Annotated in this window: 15 protein-coding genes; 12 read left to right on the top strand and 3 right to left on the bottom strand. The window is 47.2% G+C overall.

Annotated elements, in window-relative coordinates:
- Positions 1 to 38: 38 nt before the first annotated feature.
- From MHI38_RS15700 to MHI38_RS15665, 8 genes are all read left to right on the top strand, one after another.
- Complete coding sequence (locus tag MHI38_RS15700; protein ID WP_154889790.1) at positions 39 to 515, top strand: hypothetical protein; 477 nt, start codon at positions 39 to 41, stop codon at positions 513 to 515.
- A 95-nt stretch (positions 516 to 610) separates the two neighbouring features.
- The gene (locus MHI38_RS15695; protein WP_341181414.1) at positions 611 to 1,474 is read left to right on the top strand and encodes a hypothetical protein; all 864 of its coding nucleotides are present in this window, start codon (positions 611 to 613) and stop codon (positions 1,472 to 1,474) included.
- Positions 1,475 to 1,928: 454 nt separating this feature from the next.
- On the top strand, positions 1,929 to 3,500 hold the full coding sequence (gene nikA, locus MHI38_RS15690) for a nickel ABC transporter substrate-binding protein (RefSeq protein ID WP_341181413.1): 1,572 nt from the start codon (positions 1,929 to 1,931) through the stop codon (positions 3,498 to 3,500).
- Positions 3,500 to 4,447: a nickel ABC transporter permease gene (gene nikB / locus MHI38_RS15685; RefSeq protein WP_123063870.1), complete on the top strand. Its 948-nt coding sequence runs from the start codon at positions 3,500 to 3,502 to the stop codon at positions 4,445 to 4,447. Before nikA ends, nikB begins: the two co-directional genes overlap by 1 nt.
- Entirely contained in the window at positions 4,444 to 5,298 is an 855-nt protein-coding gene (nikC, locus tag MHI38_RS15680; RefSeq protein WP_341181412.1) for a nickel transporter permease, read from the top strand. The genes nikB and nikC overlap by 4 nt, the downstream gene beginning before the upstream one ends.
- The gene (locus tag MHI38_RS15675; RefSeq protein WP_341181411.1) at positions 5,295 to 6,095 is read left to right on the top strand and encodes an ABC transporter ATP-binding protein; all 801 of its coding nucleotides are present in this window, start codon (positions 5,295 to 5,297) and stop codon (positions 6,093 to 6,095) included. The genes nikC and MHI38_RS15675 overlap by 4 nt, the downstream gene beginning before the upstream one ends.
- Positions 6,092 to 6,874, top strand: coding sequence for an ABC transporter ATP-binding protein (locus MHI38_RS15670; protein WP_341181410.1), 783 nt, complete (start codon positions 6,092 to 6,094; stop codon positions 6,872 to 6,874). The genes MHI38_RS15675 and MHI38_RS15670 overlap by 4 nt, the downstream gene beginning before the upstream one ends.
- Before the next feature lie 405 nt (positions 6,875 to 7,279).
- On the top strand, positions 7,280 to 8,785 hold the full coding sequence (locus MHI38_RS15665) for a malate:quinone oxidoreductase (protein ID WP_341181409.1): 1,506 nt from the start codon (positions 7,280 to 7,282) through the stop codon (positions 8,783 to 8,785).
- Between the two features lie 101 nt (positions 8,786 to 8,886).
- Here MHI38_RS15665 and MHI38_RS15660 read toward each other — a convergent pair whose 3' ends face one another.
- Positions 8,887 to 12,045, bottom strand: a complete 3,159-nt coding sequence (locus MHI38_RS15660) for a hybrid sensor histidine kinase/response regulator (protein ID WP_341181408.1) — start codon at positions 12,043 to 12,045, stop codon at positions 8,887 to 8,889.
- Positions 12,046 to 12,198: 153 nt separating this feature from the next.
- Here MHI38_RS15660 and MHI38_RS15655 point away from each other — a divergent pair, with 153 nt between their 5' ends.
- A complete protein-coding gene (locus MHI38_RS15655) occupies positions 12,199 to 13,344 on the top strand; it encodes a response regulator (protein WP_154985706.1) in 1,146 nt (381 codons plus the stop codon).
- Positions 13,345 to 13,484: 140 nt separating this feature from the next.
- Here MHI38_RS15655 and MHI38_RS15650 read toward each other — a convergent pair whose 3' ends face one another.
- Positions 13,485 to 14,582, bottom strand: coding sequence for a hypothetical protein (locus MHI38_RS15650; RefSeq protein WP_341181407.1), 1,098 nt, complete (start codon positions 14,580 to 14,582; stop codon positions 13,485 to 13,487).
- Between the two features lie 477 nt (positions 14,583 to 15,059).
- On the opposite strand from MHI38_RS15650, the gene MHI38_RS15645 reads away from it, so the two are divergent.
- From MHI38_RS15645 to MHI38_RS15635, 3 genes are all read left to right on the top strand, one after another.
- A complete protein-coding gene (locus MHI38_RS15645; RefSeq protein WP_341181406.1) occupies positions 15,060 to 17,213 on the top strand; it encodes a TerD family protein in 2,154 nt (717 codons plus the stop codon).
- A 298-nt stretch (positions 17,214 to 17,511) separates the two neighbouring features.
- Positions 17,512 to 18,237, top strand: coding sequence for a hypothetical protein (locus MHI38_RS15640; protein WP_339834085.1), 726 nt, complete (start codon positions 17,512 to 17,514; stop codon positions 18,235 to 18,237).
- Positions 18,234 to 18,416, top strand: a complete 183-nt coding sequence (locus tag MHI38_RS15635; RefSeq protein ID WP_339834082.1) for a hypothetical protein — start codon at positions 18,234 to 18,236, stop codon at positions 18,414 to 18,416. The genes MHI38_RS15640 and MHI38_RS15635 overlap by 4 nt, the downstream gene beginning before the upstream one ends.
- 324 nt (positions 18,417 to 18,740) lie before the next feature.
- Here the strand turns inward: MHI38_RS15635 and MHI38_RS15630 are convergent, their stop codons facing one another.
- A complete protein-coding gene (locus tag MHI38_RS15630) occupies positions 18,741 to 20,396 on the bottom strand; it encodes an extracellular solute-binding protein (protein ID WP_341181405.1) in 1,656 nt (551 codons plus the stop codon).
- Positions 20,397 to 20,411 lie beyond the last annotated feature (15 nt).

Here is a 20,411-nt window from a genome sequence, read left to right as displayed (position 1 = left end):
AATTTAGGAAATATAACCTTGAAAAGGGGTATTTGATCATGAAGGGAAAAAAAATAGTATCACTTTTACTGGCAGGGGTTGTTGCTGGCTCAATCTTGGTGGTATCCACTATAACCGCAGAAAGAGGAATTGCCCAAACTCCGATGGAAGCAGCAACTAGCTACTTTGATGCTTACATTGACAAGGATGCAGAGGGAATGATTTTTTATTCAAAAGACACAAACTATTTGGATGAGAAAAGTCGCGAAGAAGGATATCTAAAAGATTTTAAAACAAATCCTACTACTGGTTATGAAATTGTGGAAAGCAAGCAAATTAACAATAATGAAGTCCAATTTTATGTAGTTCAAAAATATTCAGGGCAAAGCTACGAGCAATCACCACCACTGCCATTTAAAGTATTCAAAAGTGGTAGTGGATGGAAAGTTTTAGTAGAGCCATTAGAAATCAACACAGTGACAGGTCAAGTCACTAAAGGTACACCAATTCACTCTATGCAATTTACGGATGAATAATCTTAAGTTAAAATGTAATATTTTCCCTTTTAAAAAACAAGCTTACCATTTATACTATACTTTGATCTATAAATTATAGTAATGGAGGAATTATTTTGTATTTATTGAAAAAGATAAAAATTTTAACTATGTCTTTGCTCTTAACAGTTGCAGTTGTTCCCTCCGCTAGTGCTTCTCCTTCTCATAACTCATATTCACAGGTGTTAGAAGAAGCGGAACAAGTAGCTTCAAACTACTTTAATTCCTACATCTCTAAAGATATTGAAGGACGTATAAAAAATTCTGTAGAACCTAATTATGAAAATGATACAGAACGTAGGTCTGCTTATGCGCTACAAGCAGAAACTGATACTCCAGTTGTTGATTTTAAAATTCTCAACTCAACAGAAGTTAGCAATTCTGAAGTTCATTTGTCTGTTCAGTTCACGACAGTAGATACAATTCTTCCGCCATTACCTTACGAAGTAAAAAAAATCAATCAAGACTGGAAAGTAGTCTTAATTCCTCAAGAGGTTAATGCGGATCAGAATTCACCTGATTACGGAAAAGTTAAACCAATTAATGTTGAAAACACAGAGTATATAGACAACTCTGGTTTGATGGCTGCCCGTGCTACGACCTTAGATTATTACAGCTTTAGTAACTGGGGTGGAAACACTCTTATCGGGAAAGATACATTCAATACAACCAATAACTGGGTTTCAATTATGGGGTACCAATCCGACAGTAATTGGAATGGGGGTCCAACAAGCGGTTTCTACGTAAAATATGAAATTATCACTCAAATTGGTGGCTCTGTTCAATGGTACGGTCAAAAAACAGTAAATGGTTACTACTTTCAAGAAAATCAATACTACGCAATCATAAATCTAAGCGCTAATAAAATTTCTAATGCCAAGGTTAGAATTTCTTCTAACGGCAATCAAGTCAGTGGAGCTGGAAACGTTTACGAAAACTAATGCAGTATAAAGAATCAGCAGTTCATGCCTGAGCTGCTGATTTTTTTATAGAATGTCAATTTAGCTTAAAGTGCTTTTAAATTCTTACTTGATTTTAGTCAAGTTTATTCTGATACACTTCCTTCAGCATTTAGACTATTTTGCGAAGGGAAATATACCCAAGCTCAATATGACAGCGAATTTCGCAGGTACTTTGAACAGACAGATCCTGTAGCGATGCAGAACGCTAAAGGCTACTGGTCACATCTACTTGAAGACTACGAAACAGGGTTATAGCACAGTATACCAAAACATACACATCCCAAATCCGCTCTCATTCGAGAGTCGGATTTTTTTGCGTCCAATCAATCAAAAATATCTTGTCAAAACGTAATCATTACGATAAGATAATACTCATTGTTTAAATGATAATGATTACGATTAACAACCATATGAAAAAGAATGAGAGAGGGGCATGACCTTGTTTACGAAAAAGAAGCCTTTGCTGGCGCTAATCTCCTTGGCCCTGAGTGCGGCAGTATTACTTACCGCTTGCGGAGCATCCACCTCTAGCCCGGCAGCGCAAGGCGATACCAATACCCAAGGGAATAAGAACGTTCACTTCCTATATAACTTCTCCACCAGTTCACTTGATCCGCATGTGGATTCAAGTTATGTGCCGCTACGTGCGGGCATTACGGAAACGCTCTTGCGTCTGGATGAGGACAATCTGACCGTTGTGCCGTGGCTTGCCGAGAGCTGGGAGAGTAAAGATGGTCAGCACTGGACGATTAACTTGCGCGACAATGTGACCTTCCAGAACGGCAAACTGATGACAGGGGAAGCGGTTAAAGCATCCCTGGAGCGGGCGTTGAAGGAGAACGTAGCCATCCAAAATACTTTGAAGGTGGATACGATCAAAGCCGAGGGGAACAAGCTGGAGATCACCACGACCGAGCCGTTCCCTGAGTTTGCATCCGAGCTGGTGAACCCGAACACGGCGATCATTGATGTCAGTGAGCCGGATATTGTGAACAAACCTATCGGTACAGGCCCGTTCAAGCTGACTTCTTTCACGGCAGGCAGCAAGCTGGAGCTGAGCCGATATGACGGATATTGGGACGGGGCCTCGCCGCTGGATTCCGTAACATTTTCGTTTAATGAAGATGCTAATGCACGTTCGCTTGCACTGAAGTCCGGTCAAGTAGACGTCGTCTACCGCCCGGAAGTGGAAAGTCTGGAATCCCTCAAAGCCATCGACGGGTTGAAAGTTGAATCCACATCCACGTTCCGTGTGCACCAGTTGACGATGAATATGCAGCGGGAGAGCATCAAGGATGTGAATGTCCGCCGAGCACTGGATGCGCTAATTGACCGTAAAGGCATTGTCGATACAATTCTGCTTGGATACGGCGAGCCTGCCATTGGCCCATTCTTGCCCTCGTTGCCATTTGCACCTAAATATACACATGCAACAACGGAGACCGGTTCAGATGTGGCCGTAAAATATCTTGGCGAAGCTGGTTACACCCAGCAAAACGGCGTAATGACCAAAGACGGCAAACCATTGAAGCTGACACTACTCACCTATTCGTCACGCGCCGATCTGCCTCTGATTGCACAAGTGTTCCAATCGGATGCAAAAAAGATCGGAATTGATGTGCAGATTCGTCAGATTGATGCACCGGAAGAATACATGGCTTCCAACCGGGATTGGGACATCGCTACATACAGTAATCTGACCGCTCCACGCGGGGATGCGGGTTATTATTTGAATGCGACATACCATCCGAAGGGTGCGCTGAACTTCAGCGGATCGGAAGATCCGGCACTGACCAAGATCATTGATGAACTGAACCTTACCGTTGAACCGCAGAAACGCGCGGAGCTGGCAGAGAAAGCAGCGAATTATGTACATGATAACGTGCTGAACTCCTTTGTACTGCATCCAGCAACGATTGTGGCCTACAACGGCAAAAAGGTGAAGAACTGGGTTACCACGCGTAGTGAATATTACATGATCACCAACAAGCTGGATGTGATGTAATGTTTCGCATTTTGCTTCGCAAGTTTCTAGAGGTATTTGTATTCCTGCTCTTCATTATGTTTGTAAGCTTCCTGTTCATCCGGCTTGCTCCCGGCGATCCGGTGCTGACCATCCTGAATGTTGAGGAGTTATCGGTCAGTAAGGAGCAAGTCGAAGCACTGCGCGAGGAAATGGGCTTTAATGACTCGCTTCCCGTGCAGTTTGGTCGCTGGCTGCTTGATTTTGTACGCATGGACTTCGGTGTGTCCTATTCAACAGGTCAGCCGGTGATGCAGACACTGATGCGCGCACTTCCGGCAACAGCCGAGCTGACAATCGGTTCACTGCTGGTCATGCTATTCGTGGCTATCCCGCTGGGCTCCCTGTCCGCACTATATCGGGGCAGCTGGATTGATCAGGGGAGCCGTATCTTGTCTATTCTGGGTGCAGCTGTGCCCAGCTTCTGGCTGGGACTCATCCTGATTGACCTGTTCGGCGTGCGATTTGGCAGTCTGCCGACGATGGGACGGGACGGATTCAACTCACTTATTCTGCCATCACTGACGCTGGGACTTGCCATCTCCAGCGTTTATGTGCGCCTTTTGCGTTCCAGCCTGCTGGACTCTCTGAGCCAGGAATTTGTGCGATCTGCCCGGGCCAGAGGGCTTTCGGAGGGGCGTATCTTCTTCCTGCATGCGTTCAGACACAGTCTGCCTCCAGTGATCACTGTATTTGGAGTTAGTCTGGGCAGTCTAATTGGCGGCGTTGTGGTGATTGAAGTGCTGTTTGCTTATCCGGGGATCGGCAAGCTGGTTGTGGATGCCATTCGCCAGCGCGATTATCCATTGATTCAGGGATACATCCTGATTATGGCGGTTGTCGTGTTCCTAGTGAATACGGCGGTAGATCTGTCTTACCGTTATTTAAATCCAGAGATGAAATTGAAGGAAAGGGAGGCCCACCGATGAAAACGATGCCCCTGCACATGCCGTCAACCAAAACAAAAAAACATAGCTGGCAGGCCATCATCGGCATGCTGTTTGCATTGCTGGTTATCGCGGCCTCCCTGTATGCCTTTCTATATCTAAAACATGATCATACCCTTACCGACCTGCGAAGCAGGTTGCAAGGGATGAGTGCACTTCATCCGCTTGGCACCGACCACCTGGGCCGTGATGTGCTGACACGTCTGCTTCTAGGCGGCGGTCAGACGCTGGGTTACAGCCTGCTTGCACTCGGTGCGGCACTGCTTATCGGCATTCCTTTTGGTCTAATCGCAGGGTACAAACGCGGCTGGATCGACAAGCTGTTCATGCGTATTGCAGATGCTTTTCTGGCTTTTCCGGACACCATCGTGGCGATTGTACTGAGCGGTCTGCTTGGTGCAGGCATCGGCAATCTGGTGCTGGCGATTGTTATCGTGAAATGGGTGAGTTACGCACGTCTGGTTCGAAGCACTGTCCTATCCGAGTCGCAAAAGGATTACATTCGTGTAGCCCGAACCAACGGTCTGTCCGATGCACGAATCATGACCAAACATCTGTTACCGCATATTGCAGGTCATGTGCTGGTACTGGCGAGTCTCGATCTCGGCAAAATCATCCTGCTGATCTCATCCTTATCCTACATTGGACTAGGCGCACAGCCGCCGACACCTGAATGGGGAGCGATGCTGAATGACTCGCGTCCTTACTTCCAGTCCAGACCCGAACTAATGGTCTTTCCGGGTCTCGCGATTGTCTCCGTTGTGCTACTGGCGAATATGTTGGGAGACTACTTGCGAGACCGGTTCGATGTGAAAAAGGAGGTGCAGTCATGATTCTCTCCACCCAGGAACTGAGCATCTTCAGCCGGGAGCGAACGATTGTGGATCAGGTGTCCCTTGCCGTCCGCGAAGGGGAATTCATGGCGCTCGTGGGACAGAGCGGCAGTGGAAAAAGCCTGCTCTCGCAGGCCATTGGACAGCTGCTGCCTCCCAACCTGCATGCATCTGGACGTGTCCTGTTCGAAGGCAATAACCTTCTCGAACGGAAACCGAAGGAGATGCGTGCATTGCGCGGACGCGACATCTCATATATTTTTCAGGACTATCAGGGAGCATTCACCCCTTTTCGCAGCATTGGCGGACACTTTGATGAATACCAGAAGGTGCATGGCGAGAAGTCTGCTACGATCCGTAAAAAGCGTGCCGCAGAAGCGCTGGAGTCTGTCGGACTCCACCCCGAGCTCCTTCGTCGCTATCCGTTTCAGCTGAGCGGCGGTCAGCTACAGCGAGCATCCATTGCTACATCGCTGATGCTCTCACCGCGTCTGCTTATTGCCGATGAAGCAACGACAGCGCTGGATAGCATGTCCGCGCATCGCGTAATGGAACTACTCGCACGCAAGCAAGCCGAGACGGGCTGTGCGATCCTGTTCATTACGCATGATTGGCGGCATGTGCGCCGATATGCGAACCGCTTGTCTGTCATGAGAGAAGGGAAGATCGTGGAATCAGGCGGCAAACACCGGATTCTGGATCATCCCCAGCATGAATATACACGCCAATTAATTGAAGCAGCGCCTGTATTGAGTAATGAATTGAAGTCTGGTTTGAAGGAGGTGGGTGCGGAGTGAGAAGCCAAGCCAGCCAAGTCGTGTTACACGTGGAACAGCTCACCCGCACCTATGCTGGTGCGGAACATCCTGCCATCAACGCTATCTCGTTCACCCTGAATCGCGGCGAATGCCTGGGTCTTGTCGGAGAGAGCGGCTGCGGCAAAAGCACACTGGCCCGCTGCCTGCTACGCATCGAGGACGTGGATCATGGTTCGATTCAACTTGGCGGGCAGGATATTGCCCGGCTGGATGGGCGCCGCTTGCGCCCGCACCGTCGCAAGATTCAGATTGTTTTCCAGAATCCTTCGGCTGCACTTAATCCGAAACTTACCATTGGAGCATCTTTGATCGATCCCTATGAGCAACTAGGTCGGGATGCGAAGCTCACACACTTCACCTATACATCGAAAGAAGCTTACATCCGTCAGCTACTGGAGGCCGTAGAACTGCCGAGTGAACTGGCGAACCGCTACCCGCACGAGCTGAGTGGTGGTCAGCGGCAACGTGTTACGATTGCGCGAGCCATCGGCATTGAGCCGGATGTGGTTGTGCTGGATGAACCGACGGCCAGTCTGGATGTTATTTCGCAGGGAGCGATTCTGCAGCTACTCACCGACCTTCGTATATCGCTCGGCCTTTCCTACGTGTTCATCTCACATGATTTGGCAGCGGTGCACCGGATGAGCCAGCGAATCATCGTGATGCAATCCGGGCAGATCGTAGACCAATTTGGCGCGGATGCGTTGTTCGCCGAGGAACGCCACCCGTATACGAAGGAACTGATTTCGATATTCTGAGGGCGCAGCGCGTATGAGCGTGTGGACTGACTTCTTTCTATAATAAGAGCCGTTATGCGAAGGTTATCATGCATGCGGCTCTTTATGCACTCTTTTTCACAGCGAATCATATGTTTTAAAAAAAGGCCGTTTGCCTAGCGAATGAAAAGTTCCTTCTTTGCTTTGAACAAATAAATCTTTCAGGCCTATAACCGGGCTAACGAACCGCGGCAAACTAGCGTATACTGAGGGAATAGCAAATATCTTGAAATTGCATATTTAAATTGCTCCATATTATTGATACACTAGTTCAAGGTTATATTCATTCAGACAAGGCGTGAACCCTCGAAGAGTGGGCTTGCAGCCAATGCCAAATCGATAACGCTTACATCCTTTTGGCAAATATAGGATATAAGGACGGTAGACATGAGCCAGGGACAAACGAGTACAGATGTAATCTTGATCGGTGCCGGAATTATGAGTGCAACTTTGGGAACTTTGCTTAAAGAATTGGCACCAGACTGGAATATTAAGGTTTTTGAGAAGCTTGCCACGGCAGGAGAAGAAAGCTCGAATGAGTGGAATAATGCCGGAACCGGGCATGCTGCGCTGTGCGAACTTAACTATACTGTTGAACGACCAGACAAAACCGTAGATATTAGCAAAGCCATTAAGGTGAACGAGCAATTCCAGGTTTCCAAGCAATTTTGGTCCTATCTGGTGAACAGTCGTCTGATTCGGAATCCGAGGGACTTCATTATGCCGATTCCTCACCTCAGTTACGTGCATGGCGAGAGTAATGTGCAGTTTCTGAAAAGACGGTACGACACATTGTCAAACCATCCGCTGTTCGCAGGCATGGATTTCTCGGACAACCGGGAAGAGCTGGCGAAGTGGATGCCGCTAATGATGAAAGACCGCACAAGTAGCGAGCCGGTAGCGGCGACCAAGATTGACTCCGGTACGGACGTTAACTTTGGTGCTTTAACGCGTATGCTACTGAAACATCTACAGGAACAAAAGGTGGAAGTCCACTATAAACATAGCGTGAAGAGCATTAAACGCAAAAGTGATAAGTCATGGGAATTGACCGTGAAAAATCTGACGAGTGGAGCTGTTGAACGTCATCGGGCGAAATTTGTCTTCATTGGCGCGGGCGGCGGAAGTCTGCACCTGCTCCAGAAGTCCGGTATTCCGGAAGGTAAACATATCGGTGGCTTCCCGGTAAGCGGGATCTTCATGGTCTGCAAAAATCCGGAAGTCGTGGAACAGCATCATGCCAAAGTATATGGCAAAGCTTCCGTAGGTGCTCCACCGATGTCCGTACCGCATCTGGATACACGTTACATCGACAACCAGAAGTCACTGCTGTTTGGGCCTTTCGCCGGTTTCTCACCGAAGTTCTTGAAGACCGGATCGAATGCAGACCTCATTGCTTCGGTGAAGCTGCATAACCTATTAACGATGCTTGCGGCGGGTGTGAAGGAACTATCACTCACCAAATACCTTATTCAACAACTCATGTTAACGAAGGAACAGCGCATGAAAGAACTGCGTGATTTCGTACCGAGTGCGAAGAGTGAGGACTGGGATATGGTGCTGGCGGGTCAGCGTGTGCAGGTGATCAAGGACACCGTTCAGGGCGGCAAAGGCACGCTGCAGTTCGGAACCGAAGTCGTAACTGCTGGGGATGGTTCTATTGCGGCACTGCTGGGCGCATCCCCGGGTGCTTCGACGGCGGTTCAAGTTATGCTGGAGATTTTGGAGCGTTGTTTCCCGCAGCACATCAAGGAATGGGAACCAAAGATCAAAGAGATGATCCCGTCTTACGGCATCTCGCTTGCAGAGAACCTCGATCTATTACGTGAGGTGAATCTGTCTACGGCGAAATCGCTGGGATTGTCGGATGAGAAGCAAGCATTGCATGTGTAATGGATAAAGTGCTTCATGAAGCCAGGAAATGAATCAAAAAAGCTGAGTCCGGATCAAGTCCAGGCTCAGCTTTTTGTGGTTTGGTTTTCCCGAAAATGAACTTATAACGAATCCATATCGGTCTGGTCAGGGATAAAAAAGGAAACCTTCGTCCCTTGCCCAGGGGAGCTGACGATCTTTAACCCTTGTCCATAGAGCTGATTCAAGCGCCGATGGGTATTGGTTAAACCAATGCCTCCAGGCTTTAGCGGATTCGGTTTAGGCCATGCGAGCGCTCGTTCGATCTGTTCCGGATGCATGCCTGAGCCGTTATCTTCGATCTCGATCAGTGTGCCCGTGGTTTGGGCAACGATGCGGATCCATACCGTCCCACCGTCCACTTGGCTGAGTACACCATGGCGAACAGCATTTTCAATCAGCGGCTGGATCGTGAGTGGAGGAAGAATCACATCGATGTCTTCTGGAATGTCCCAGACTACGTTTAATCGTTCTGCGAATCGTTCCTTCTCAATGTAGAGATAGGCCTTCGAAAGGTCAATCTCGTGGGTGATCTCCACCATTTTCTCCGAATTCACAAAGTGGAAGCTGGTCTGCAAATATTCAATAAAAGCATCCCCCAATCGCTGCATTCGATCCGTATCGATCTCACTGAGCATCATAATGGAATTGAGTGTGTTAAACAGGAAGTGAGGCTGGATCTGTGCCTGCAAATAAGCGGCTTCCATCCGCAATCTCTCATCAATCGATTGTTTCAACACAATCAATGAACCAATGCGATGTCTCAACTCTACAGCGTCAACAGGCTTGGTCACATAATCAGTAGCACCCGCCATGAATCCGGCATAAATATCAGCAGGTTCGTTTCGGGCCGTTAACAACAGAATAGGAAGCTCCGATACGGAATAACGTTTACGCACGCTCTCTGTCAGTTCATAACCGGACATATGAGGCATCATCACATCGGCAATTAATAAATCCCATGACTGCGTATTTAGTAATTCCAGGGCTTCTAACGCTGAAGTGGCAGGTTGTATATCATAGGGTTCATTCGACAGCATCGAGATGAGTACACGTAAGTTGACCGGATCATCATCGACAGCGAGAATGCGAGCAGTAGTTTTCCCAGGTATGACGGGGTTCACAGGATGTTGCTCTTCATCTAGGCTCACAGCGACCTCACTCAGATGCTGGACACCCCATCGCGAATGCTCCGTCTGATCGGTCTGTTCGGTTAAGGCAGGTGTATCTTTTCGTGGCAACGAAACTTGAAAAGTAGATCCTTGTCCCAGCACGGACTGCACGGTAAGTTCACCACCATGAAGCTCTGTGAGCTGTTTGCTGATACTTAACCCGAGCCCAATCCCACCACTCAAACGTGCTTGAGCAGTACCTTGCTCGTAAGCTTCAAATATTCGTTCTTGTAACTCCTCGCTAATTCCCGTGCCTGTATCCGAAACTTGCATAATGACGCTATCTTTATCTGCCCTGACCGATACGGTGATGGTACCCTCATCCGTGAATTTGAGCGCGTTATGCAGCAGATTGTACAAGATCTGAACAAGTCGTCTCTCATCTGCCTGAACAAGCGGTAATCCCTCGGGTGTATCTACGATGATCTGGACTCGCTTGCCCTCCGCCATGAATCGGAACATACCAATGACGCCGGATATGACAGAGGCGAGGGATAACGGTTTTTTCTGCAATATGATGCGTTTTTCTCTCAGACGAATGACATCCAGAAGATCATCAATCAATTGCGACATCTGTCTCCCGATATTGACGAGCAGTTTCATGTCTTCCGTATGTTGTCCTCCGGATTGACGCTGTTCGCGCACCGCAATACTTTCGGCAATGTTAATAATCCCATGCAGGGGAGTGCGCAGTTCATGCGCGGTGTTCACCAGGAATTGATCTTTTTGCTGGTCTTCCACTTTGAGCTGTTCATACAGTTTTTCAATTTCAGTGGCATTGCGGAAATATTTTCTGAACCAGTAGGCCGCAAAGCCAAATATGGCAGCAATAACATCGATCGGATAATACACATTAGTGATTTCGTTGTGTGAGTTTACAATTCCCCACAGCACACTGGACATACTGCTCATTGCTGCAAAGAGCAGAAAGCTTGCGTCGCTTTGTTTGGCTGCGGCCATTTTGAAGAACAGGAGCACAGACCAACCAATGGCGAACAAATACAGGAAATCAGGAATTTGAGTATGAAGTGCTTGGTACACAAGCGTTACGGGAGCAAGGAGCAAAAATAATAGATATCCTCCTACAATACCGGCATATGCAAGAAAGAGCTTTCGCCCATGATTCGGATTCGCAAAGCTTCTGGCCAGCATAAGAAGGAAAAGCGCAAATGAAGCATATGAAATCGCCTTGGCTTTAACCATCCAAGTGAAGTTCAGTGGTAGCCAGTTTAATAACAGCCCGTCATGGTCAGAGACAACCGTCAAGGCCGTAGCCAGTATTAACAAAGAGAACGTGAGCAGTGCCCGCTGCTTCCGGATAAATAGAAACATGACAAAGGCATACAGGCTGTGCAGAAGCAGTATAGCGAACGTAATTTTCTGCAAATCAATCGATAAACCTCGCTCACTTCCGATGGCTTCAGGAGAACCCAAGTATAGAGAACGCGTAATGCCTCCACTGAATGGATCGTCGAAATTGGCTGTCTGCACAAGTAGAGTGAGTTCATTTGTCCCATCTAGTGCATAGGAAGTTACAAATGCAGTCCTTTCTGGTTGATAGCTTTCGGCATCGCTGGCAGGTTGACCAAACTGGGCAACAACCGTTCCGTTGATCTCAATGATGGATGAGGTCTGAATTTTCTGAGCCCAGAGGGATATTTCCTTCACCGAAGGGTCGAGCAGTATACGAAGCTGGTACGTTCCATATCCGAATGACGAAGCAGAAGGTGGTTGTAACGCCTTGCGCCAGTCACCCGGCACTTGGACCCAGGTGGAAGGCTTGTCCGACCCCATATCTGAATTCGTATGTTTATCTTCTCCGCCAGAAATCAATGCATGGGGTGTGAATCCCCATTCTCCATCCAGAGAGATCGGGGAAGTGTCAGCAAAATCCCAACCGCGAAGATCCAACACGCCTCGAACGGGTTCTGGATGATCCGGTATAACAAAAGAGGCGGACCATATCCAGCGAAAGCTAAGTAAAATGGTTAAAAAGACAAGGGACAACACGACATATCTAGGTATTTTTATAATGGTTATTGGTTTCATGGCAGATTTTAATTTCGACAAGTTTCGTCTAACTCCTGCACCGTCGTGTTCGATGAGCGCCCTTTTTTTATTTCGAATTTTAGACGTATTACCAAATTGATAGCGTTCGCAATCCAAAGTTTATGGTAAAATTATAGATTAAAGGATCATCAAGTGAGTCGGAGGGCTGTGCATATGAGAGTGATTTTGGTAGATGATGAAAATCTCGCTCTGAGCAGGTTGAATAAATTGTTAGTTGAGAGAGAGGATTGCGAGGTCATCGGTTCTTTTTTGAAGGCAGAAGAAGCGATAGAGCAAATTAAGCAACATTTGCCTGACCTCGTTTTCATGGATATTGAGATGCCGGGGATGAATGGAATCGAAGCAACTGAACGAATTCATGAGGTATCTCCAAGAACAGAAGTTATTTTCACAACAGCCTATAACGAACATGCACTAACGGCTTATGGTCTTGAAGTGCTGGACTATATTATGAAACCCGTCACACGGAATCGTTTGGATAAAACGATGAAGATGTATCAGCGCAGGGCTGTACCGGCACCAATGGACGTGATCGAAGACGCAGCAGAGCGAGGAACGTTAATCCGTTGCTTGGGAATGCTTCAGGTGCAGTTGCATCCGAATGAGGCGCCCAAACATCTGAAGTTTAGAACGACCAAAATCAGAGAACTATTCGCGTATTTGCTTCATCATCGCAATAAACCGATCAAGCGTGACACCCTGCTTGAGCTGTTATGGCCGGAGCTCGATGAGAGGAGAGGTATAACGAACCTGCACAGTGGCATTCATCGCTTACGTGGTATGCTGAACGAATTCATGGGTGAGGACCGGATTTCGGTACGCTATCAACAATTTGGTTATATATTGGAAACTGGCGAACTCCGGATTGATGCGGAAGAGTGGGAGAGCCGTCTTAACCGATTGCCTTCATTATCGCCGTCTACACTTGCCGAGCATCGGTATGTTTCGGATCAATATGAAGGCAAGTATTTCGGTGAGGGTGATTACGCATGGGCGGAACTGGAACGTCAGCGATTACATGCGCTCTGGCAGAATCATGCGCTGAAGCTTGCGCAATACTACATTGAATCGGGACACCCTAATGAAGCCCTGATGTTGTACCACCAGATGCAGCAATTTGATCCGATGATGGAGGAGGTCAGCCTTTCTTTAATGAAGTTGTATGATCGGTTAGGCAATAAAGAGCCGGTGGTTGCTCAGTATCATCAATTGGCAGCAGCATTACAGCAAGAGGCAGGAGTAGACCCTGGCCCCGAAGTGGAATCATGGTATCGGGAATGGAAAACCAGGAATATATGAGCATCTGCTCACTGGGATATTTGGCGTATGGAAAAAATCAACGTGTTGTACCTTGTGACAGCCTCATGAATGAGGCTGTTTTTTATCCCAACGACACTGCCAAGAGTACTTGTTACTCATTGTTACTCGTTGCAGGGGTACTACAGAAACCACTCCGTAGCCTGTTCATTAAAAAATCGGGTCACCTCGGGATACTCGTTCAGATCAATCTCTTGCTGGCGTATGATTTTATTGAGAAAAATGGTGTCTGTGAACATTTTGCTGATGATGAAACGGCATTCCATGGGGGTATCCTGGAAAGCATCTATAAGTACTTGAATTTCGTTAAAATCAAAGAACAGGATATATGAAGCGTAATTTTGAAGCAACACGGTAAAACAGTAATCACGATATGATCTGGAGTTCACCGAAGCACCCTCAGCGGCAACTTCCAGTGTATCTGTATTGGCAGTGGTATCGGAATCCGAATCAGCACTAGCGTTTGTCTCACACGTCACATCCATCATGACATCAGCGAGCAAATCTCTAATGATCTGGCAAAACGCCGCAGGATCATCCTTGTATAGCTTGAGCATTCCATCGACATCGTTAATGAGTTGAATGGCGGGCTCCAAACTTTTAATAGAAGGTATGATTAACTTGGGGGAACGTCCCTCAATGACCTGTAACAGCTCCAGAGTTAACGCTTTGCAGGCTTGAATCTCGTCTGCTGAGATCACGATATGTTCCGCGTGCTCGTCGCGATGTGTGGTGTAGTGATTATAATAAGCAACGAAATAATCCTCGAGTGGAATGCCCGTATTGGTATGAATCAAACGTTGTTGGTCAAATGTACAGGCGTATAAAGTCTCATCATTCACCGGATGGGCGTAGAGATAGATAAAGAAGAAAAAGTCGCGTAGCGACTGCTTCTGTGAAGCGTTTAAACAAGTTATGTCATGCAGATGGGACAGCTGGAGGAAGCTATATTTTTTCATCACATCATTCATCTCGCTGTAGGTGTTGTGTATGTTGATGGATAGTGTGCTATTGATCGTGAACAGCAGGTAGTACAGAATCATCTCATCGTAAACATTCAGTTGCTCAAACGTCTCAGCTAATACGGGCTTCCAGTCTGGCTTTGATCCATAGTAGGGGTCTTTAGGACGTAATCGGACGATCCAGCCTGAGAAGGTTTCCTCGGGGTGATCATTAAAGAATAACGCTGCACTGTCATCCTCATATTGACCAAATGCCATTATCATATCTCCGTGTGTGGGTTCCGGGGGGAGATGGAATTTATGACGAATATAATCATTATATAAAGTGTGGAGTCTCATTTTCGGGTAACCTCATTTCATAAATACGTTGGATTCCTGTACTTCTGCCTCGCTCTTCATTGTACTCTCTGGTTTCTATTCTTTGCATCCTATTCGACACCCGTTCGAGCACTCCCTCTGTATAAATTCATGTCGTAATACTTTTGCCCTGCTCATGGATGCCAAAATCTGAGATGATGAGTTCACCAAAGGTTCGGGTGACGAACTTCGGAACCTCGAACTCTTGGCCTTCAGGCTATGGCGGTCCTTCCTTCTACATCATTGGAGATTACTAGGGTCGCCGCTCTCCTGAAGATTTCGAATCAGAGAGGAGGCGTCCAGGCTATCATATTCCTTCCTTCTCAAGCTAACCACCAAATGTTAATTAGGGATATGGCTTTCCTGGACTCTTTGATCATGAACAATAAAGATGTAAATTACAGCAATATAAAAATGAACAGTATCTATGTGCGCAGAGCCGGCAAATTAATGATCGAGCCTGACCAACAGAGGGTGCATCGATTGCCCAAAAATCTTCTGGCGACTGTACTCAAAAATATAGAATCTCTTGGGTTTACCTTCTCCAATGAGCTGATGCAGGCATTGCGAACGCTGTCCGAAGAACAATTTTCAGCATTGGCAGAGCAACTTGTTAGAGACCTGAAAGTGATGGTCGGTGCCCATGTGAAGTACAAACCGATGTATGCGGGATTCCCGGAGCAGGTGATGGAAGCAGACGAAGCGGAGCTTTACTTGAATGCTGTTTTTTATTACCTGACACATCATACACTGGGTGATTTTGAGCCTTCAGATATGGCTGCTGGCGCGCGGTCTCCTTTCCTGGAGCAAACGAAGCTGAGAATCATTGATCTGGGGAGCAAGCAAGCGTTCCAGAAGCTGATCCGTCAGGTAATCGAAGCGAATGGCTCCATCTCGGATACGGACAAAAAAGATATCAAACAAGCGTTGAAACATGCCGATCCGAGTGATGTTGAGACCATGCTGCCTGAGGAGATTCCGTTTAAGGAGAATGTAGGGTTCGTTGTTGCGGTGCTATTGAAATATGAATTGGCAAGCATGGAACGTATCGGGAATTATTTTAAAACGGCAAGCGATGTGCTCCGACTGGCAGTATCCTGGTCGGAGGGGGACGTCAGTCTGGCAACAGCCACGCCTTTTCGTAAATTCAAACGCCGTGAGCGCCGCCTGCTCCTCAGTTTACTGGAGCAATGCGGCTCCATCACGGAGGATATGCTGCGCTACAAGGATCGCTGGATTCGTCTGGGGGAGATTTTGCACCCATCCGAATACAAGCTACGGTATCCGCGGAGCCAGGAGGCCTTCGATATCCTGCGAAATAACAAGCCGTTTACAACCTTTAACGGTAGCATTGAACTGGCATTCCAGTATCGGAATATTTGGAGCCTGATTGACCTGTTGTCCCAGCGTCCGGGTGAATTTGCACGGAAGCTGGATCATATGCTGCGCATTACAGACAATGAAGAATATGTGCTGCTTGCTTTTGGAGAGGTAGCGGGGCAGGTGTCCACGCCGGTGTTATTGCAGGTGAGGCAGCATTTCGCACAGCGGAATGAAGCGTCAAAAATGCGGGTGTTTTTTCCGAAAGGCAATGTCGCCAAGGCGGTTGGTATCCCGAATGAGCTACCGGAGCTTGACGAAGCTGTTTGTCAGGAAGTGGTGCAATTATGCGAGCAGGCCCTGATTACACGATTCGCTGAATTCCCTTCGCTCGGGAAGACGTATGTCGATGAGCAGTTGCAGCATTATCTGGTGCCTTTTTCACAGCGTTCCGCGAGCAAAGCCTTACGAACGATTGTGAGAGGAAGCCGTATCCCGATGGGGGAGGGCGACACAATTCGTTTCTTCAGCTGGTGGAAAGAAGGCGAGGTCGATGGTACACCTACAGGGCGTGTGGATATTGACCTGTCTGCGATCATGTATGACAAGAACTGGAACTATGTTGAACATATTTCATATACGAATCTGAAGTCTGTTAAATATAAGGCTGTCCACAGCGGCGATATTGTGACTGCACCTTATGGGGCGAGTGAGTTTATTGATCTGCATATCCCTTCGATTGTGAATTATGGCGGAAGGTATGTGGTGACCACACTTCACTCCTTCACCAGTCATCCGTACTGCAACTTGCCGGAATGTTTTGCAGGCTGGATGATGCGTAAGAAACCCGGCTCGGGCGAAATCTATGAACCATCCACGGTGGAGAACAAGATTGATATTACGGCTGATACGCAGATCGCAATTCCCGTCATTCTGGATCTGGTTGATCGTATGATCATCTGGACGGATCTGGCGCTGACAAGGTACCCGGACTATTACAACAATGTGGAAGGCAATCGGGGAGGCATCGTGCTGATGGGGAAAGCAATGACTTCATTACGCAAACCTCACCTGTATGACTTGTTCATGATGCATGCCAAGGCGAGAGGTGAACTGGTGGATACGAAGGAGCAGGCCGATACCATCTATGCGGTCGATGAAGGTGTGACACCGTATGATATCGAGCAGATTATGGCGGAATATCTGGCTTGATCTGTACAAGGACGGCATGATTTGGAGTGGATTGGGTAATGTGAGGTACTGTGTTGTGTTGGAAGTCCATGAGTATGTATGTGCAAGCACAATTAGCACAACTGGTGAAGAAGGAGCAGTCATAAGGCTGCTCTTTTTTAGGCTGGTTCAGAAGCTATGCAGGAACATATCAATGGGAGAGTCATGTTAACATGACTTCATTTGACGATGAGTTCCATTTTATAGTAACCTTGGCGTGACTATAAGGGGTTGTTGCTTTCTTTTTCAAAGAAATGCTCAAAGGAGTGATCTAGTCTACATGAATAATAATACAAGTCACAATAAAAGCCTGGATGCCATTCTCGACCAGTATGCATTTAACGAGCAGTCATCTTCCACTGAGTTGATCGAGTTCACATTAAAATCATTGCAGAGCTTGTTGCCACTCGCTGGCTTCAAGATTGTCAAATCCCGCAAAGCCCTGGAGATGAGAACGAAGGAATTGTTGATATCCATCTATTTGCAGGCCAATAGACATAATACAGCAGGAACGAGCATAGAAGTTATGCTGCACTGTAAAGTTACGCATATCAAGCATAAGTCCTACACAGGACTGCCGGAAAGTTACTATGAGCATTCGGAGATAAAGTGGTATGAATTATTGGGGAAAGAGGCATTCGAGGGCAGCCTCTTATCGATGATGGAGTACATTACACAACACGAGATTCCATTAATCGAGCAGCTTATATCTGATCCTCAAGGTGTGATAGGGGCAAAATATAAGGAACATAAAGAACATGAGGAATATAAGAACGATGCAAAGTTAAAAGACAAGATATTCAGCCCTTATTTTTACTATCGCTATGGGACAGATGCGCAATTTGAACAGGCGAGGCAGCGATACGTTGCGAGTCTAAGTGAAGTGCAGAAACAGCATTATGAAGAGGCCTTCATCAAGTTTCAAGAAGATGTAAACTGTCCGATTAAGCGTGGAGAAGATTGGGCATATTTGACGGTGGCCAAGAAGGAGGGGCGTGAAGTATGACTATTACCCCTGTCATTTTGGTGTTGTTTGCGTTGGTTAGCTATTTCTTTATTTACTTTATGTGTAAAGTGATTAATCCTCAGGCACCCAAAGGATATGTTATGTGGGCTGGAGTTTGTTTTGCAATTCTGACGGTGATGTTGTGTATTCTATTGCTTCTTCTCCATCAGCTGATCTAGAGATGCATAAGTTAGCTAAGATCCAGTCCCCGAAGCTTTGGACAGCGGCTAACGATCACAGATGACGCTATTTGCGTTTTTTCAGTGGAAAATCATCGTCTTTAATGCATTTTGGCCGAAATAGCGTCGCTGGAGATCGTTAGATTTCTAAATGTGTGAAAATCAGCCTAATAAGGTCACTGGTGATCGTTAGAGTTGAGCGTGTTGCCTTGGTTGTGTCTTAAACCTCACTGATATGGATTTTTTCACCTTTCAATCCTGCTGCGTCACTTTCCCTTCACAAGCTGCCCCGGCACGCCTGCGAGAAACTTCCTCCTCATTCCCCTACTGCTTCCACGCATTCGCTTCTTTCACCACTTCTGCACCGCCTGCAGACATGAACTCCTGTACAAACTCATCGAATTCACGGAGTGGTCGCTCACCTGTAATAAATGAGATATAGGCTTTGTTCTTCAATCGGATCAACGAATCGCTATATTTAGACAGTGCGGGTGTGGCGACCTCCAGCGCATTATAAATGCCGTTCTGATCGAGGTGTAACGTCGAAGCCCATTGTTCCCGTTCTCCCGTCTCTTTCAGCGGAACCGTCATGCCGATATTGGCACCAATCGTATTCTGATACCCGAACATGGTGTCATATGGCGGCATAATGACGATGTTTTTCGGCTCGCCCGGTGTCCAGACCCAGTGTTTATTTTGCACGCCATAGGTCATGCTTGTTGCTTTATCTGGATCAGGGCTTGCACTAACCTCATCCAAAATACGCAGGATCATCTCCAGCTTGCCAGGCTCTTTGACCGCATCCGCTCCGATGGCAGTGAAGCTCATTAACATGTCATTTCCTTTGGAGCCACGTTGTCCGTGAGGTCCCATGAAGGGTTGGCCTAATGTGACCCCAGCTTCAGGGAACTTGGCCGTTAATTCTTTTACATTAAAGGTTGCTTGGACTGGAATTTTCACCACTTTACCGTCACGTTCAACATGCCAATCCTCATAATCGCCATCCTGAATCCAGTGGTAGTAGTTACCCATCGAGGTCATCCCGATTTTACCGTTAATAAACGCATGAGACAGATGTTTGTAACCGCCTTTATTCTCGCCAGTGACAAACTCGGGATCGATTACACCGTCCTTGTACCATTTCCGCAGGTAGGTCAGTGCTTCCTTCATATCGGGCTGCAACGCACCAATAACTTTCTTCCCATCCTTCGTGCCGAAGTATAGTTGATCTGCAAAAACAATCTGACCGAAGGCTCCGAATACCACATTCATGCCTTCACTAGATAAACCATACGTGTCCTGGATGCCGTTGCCGTCGGGATCATCAAAGGTAAATGCATAGATAACCTTCTCGAATTCCGCCAGCGTCTGCGGAACGGACAAACCCAGCTTGTTCAGCCAATCCTGCCGATATACCACCGGTGTACGGTAGATGTTCGTTGGATTGATGACAGGAATGCCGTAATACTTCCCGTCTATAACTCCTGCATGTTCATAGGCCGGTGCTTGTTCATGGATAATACGCATGAGATTTGGGGCATATTGTTTCAACGTCTCTACCGGAATCTCGGCAAGCACCCCTTGCTGCTGATATTTCAACAAATCCTGCGGCTGACGGATACGGAAGAGGTCGGGAATGTTACCTTGAGCTAGCTTCATATCAAGAAGCGACTCATATTTGTTGTTTTCCATATTCCAGATGTCCAGATCTACATCAAATTGCTCTTCCACCTGTTTCAACATCTCGGCATCTTGCGGAACGGGCAGATTCTGATGCAACGTCCACGAGATGTGATATTTGGCTTTGCCCGAAGGAGAGGATGGCGTGCCGTTCAGTTCTGATTCGACTACAGCACTGGGTCCGGTCAGCAGATTACAGCCGCCAAGAATAACGCCCGCCAACGTCAGCAGTGCCGTAGTCAGAAACACTCGATAGCGATAAGGAACTTTCGCTCCTGCCTGCTGTTCCTTCACCTTCATCCGATCCATCCTCCT

Source organism: Paenibacillus sp. FSL K6-1558, assembly GCF_038002565.1.
GTDB classification, from domain to species: Bacteria; Bacillota; Bacilli; order Paenibacillales; family Paenibacillaceae; genus Paenibacillus; species Paenibacillus polysaccharolyticus.
Note: the sequence above shows the minus strand (reverse complement) of the source record. Positions and strands in the feature narration are given on the sequence as shown.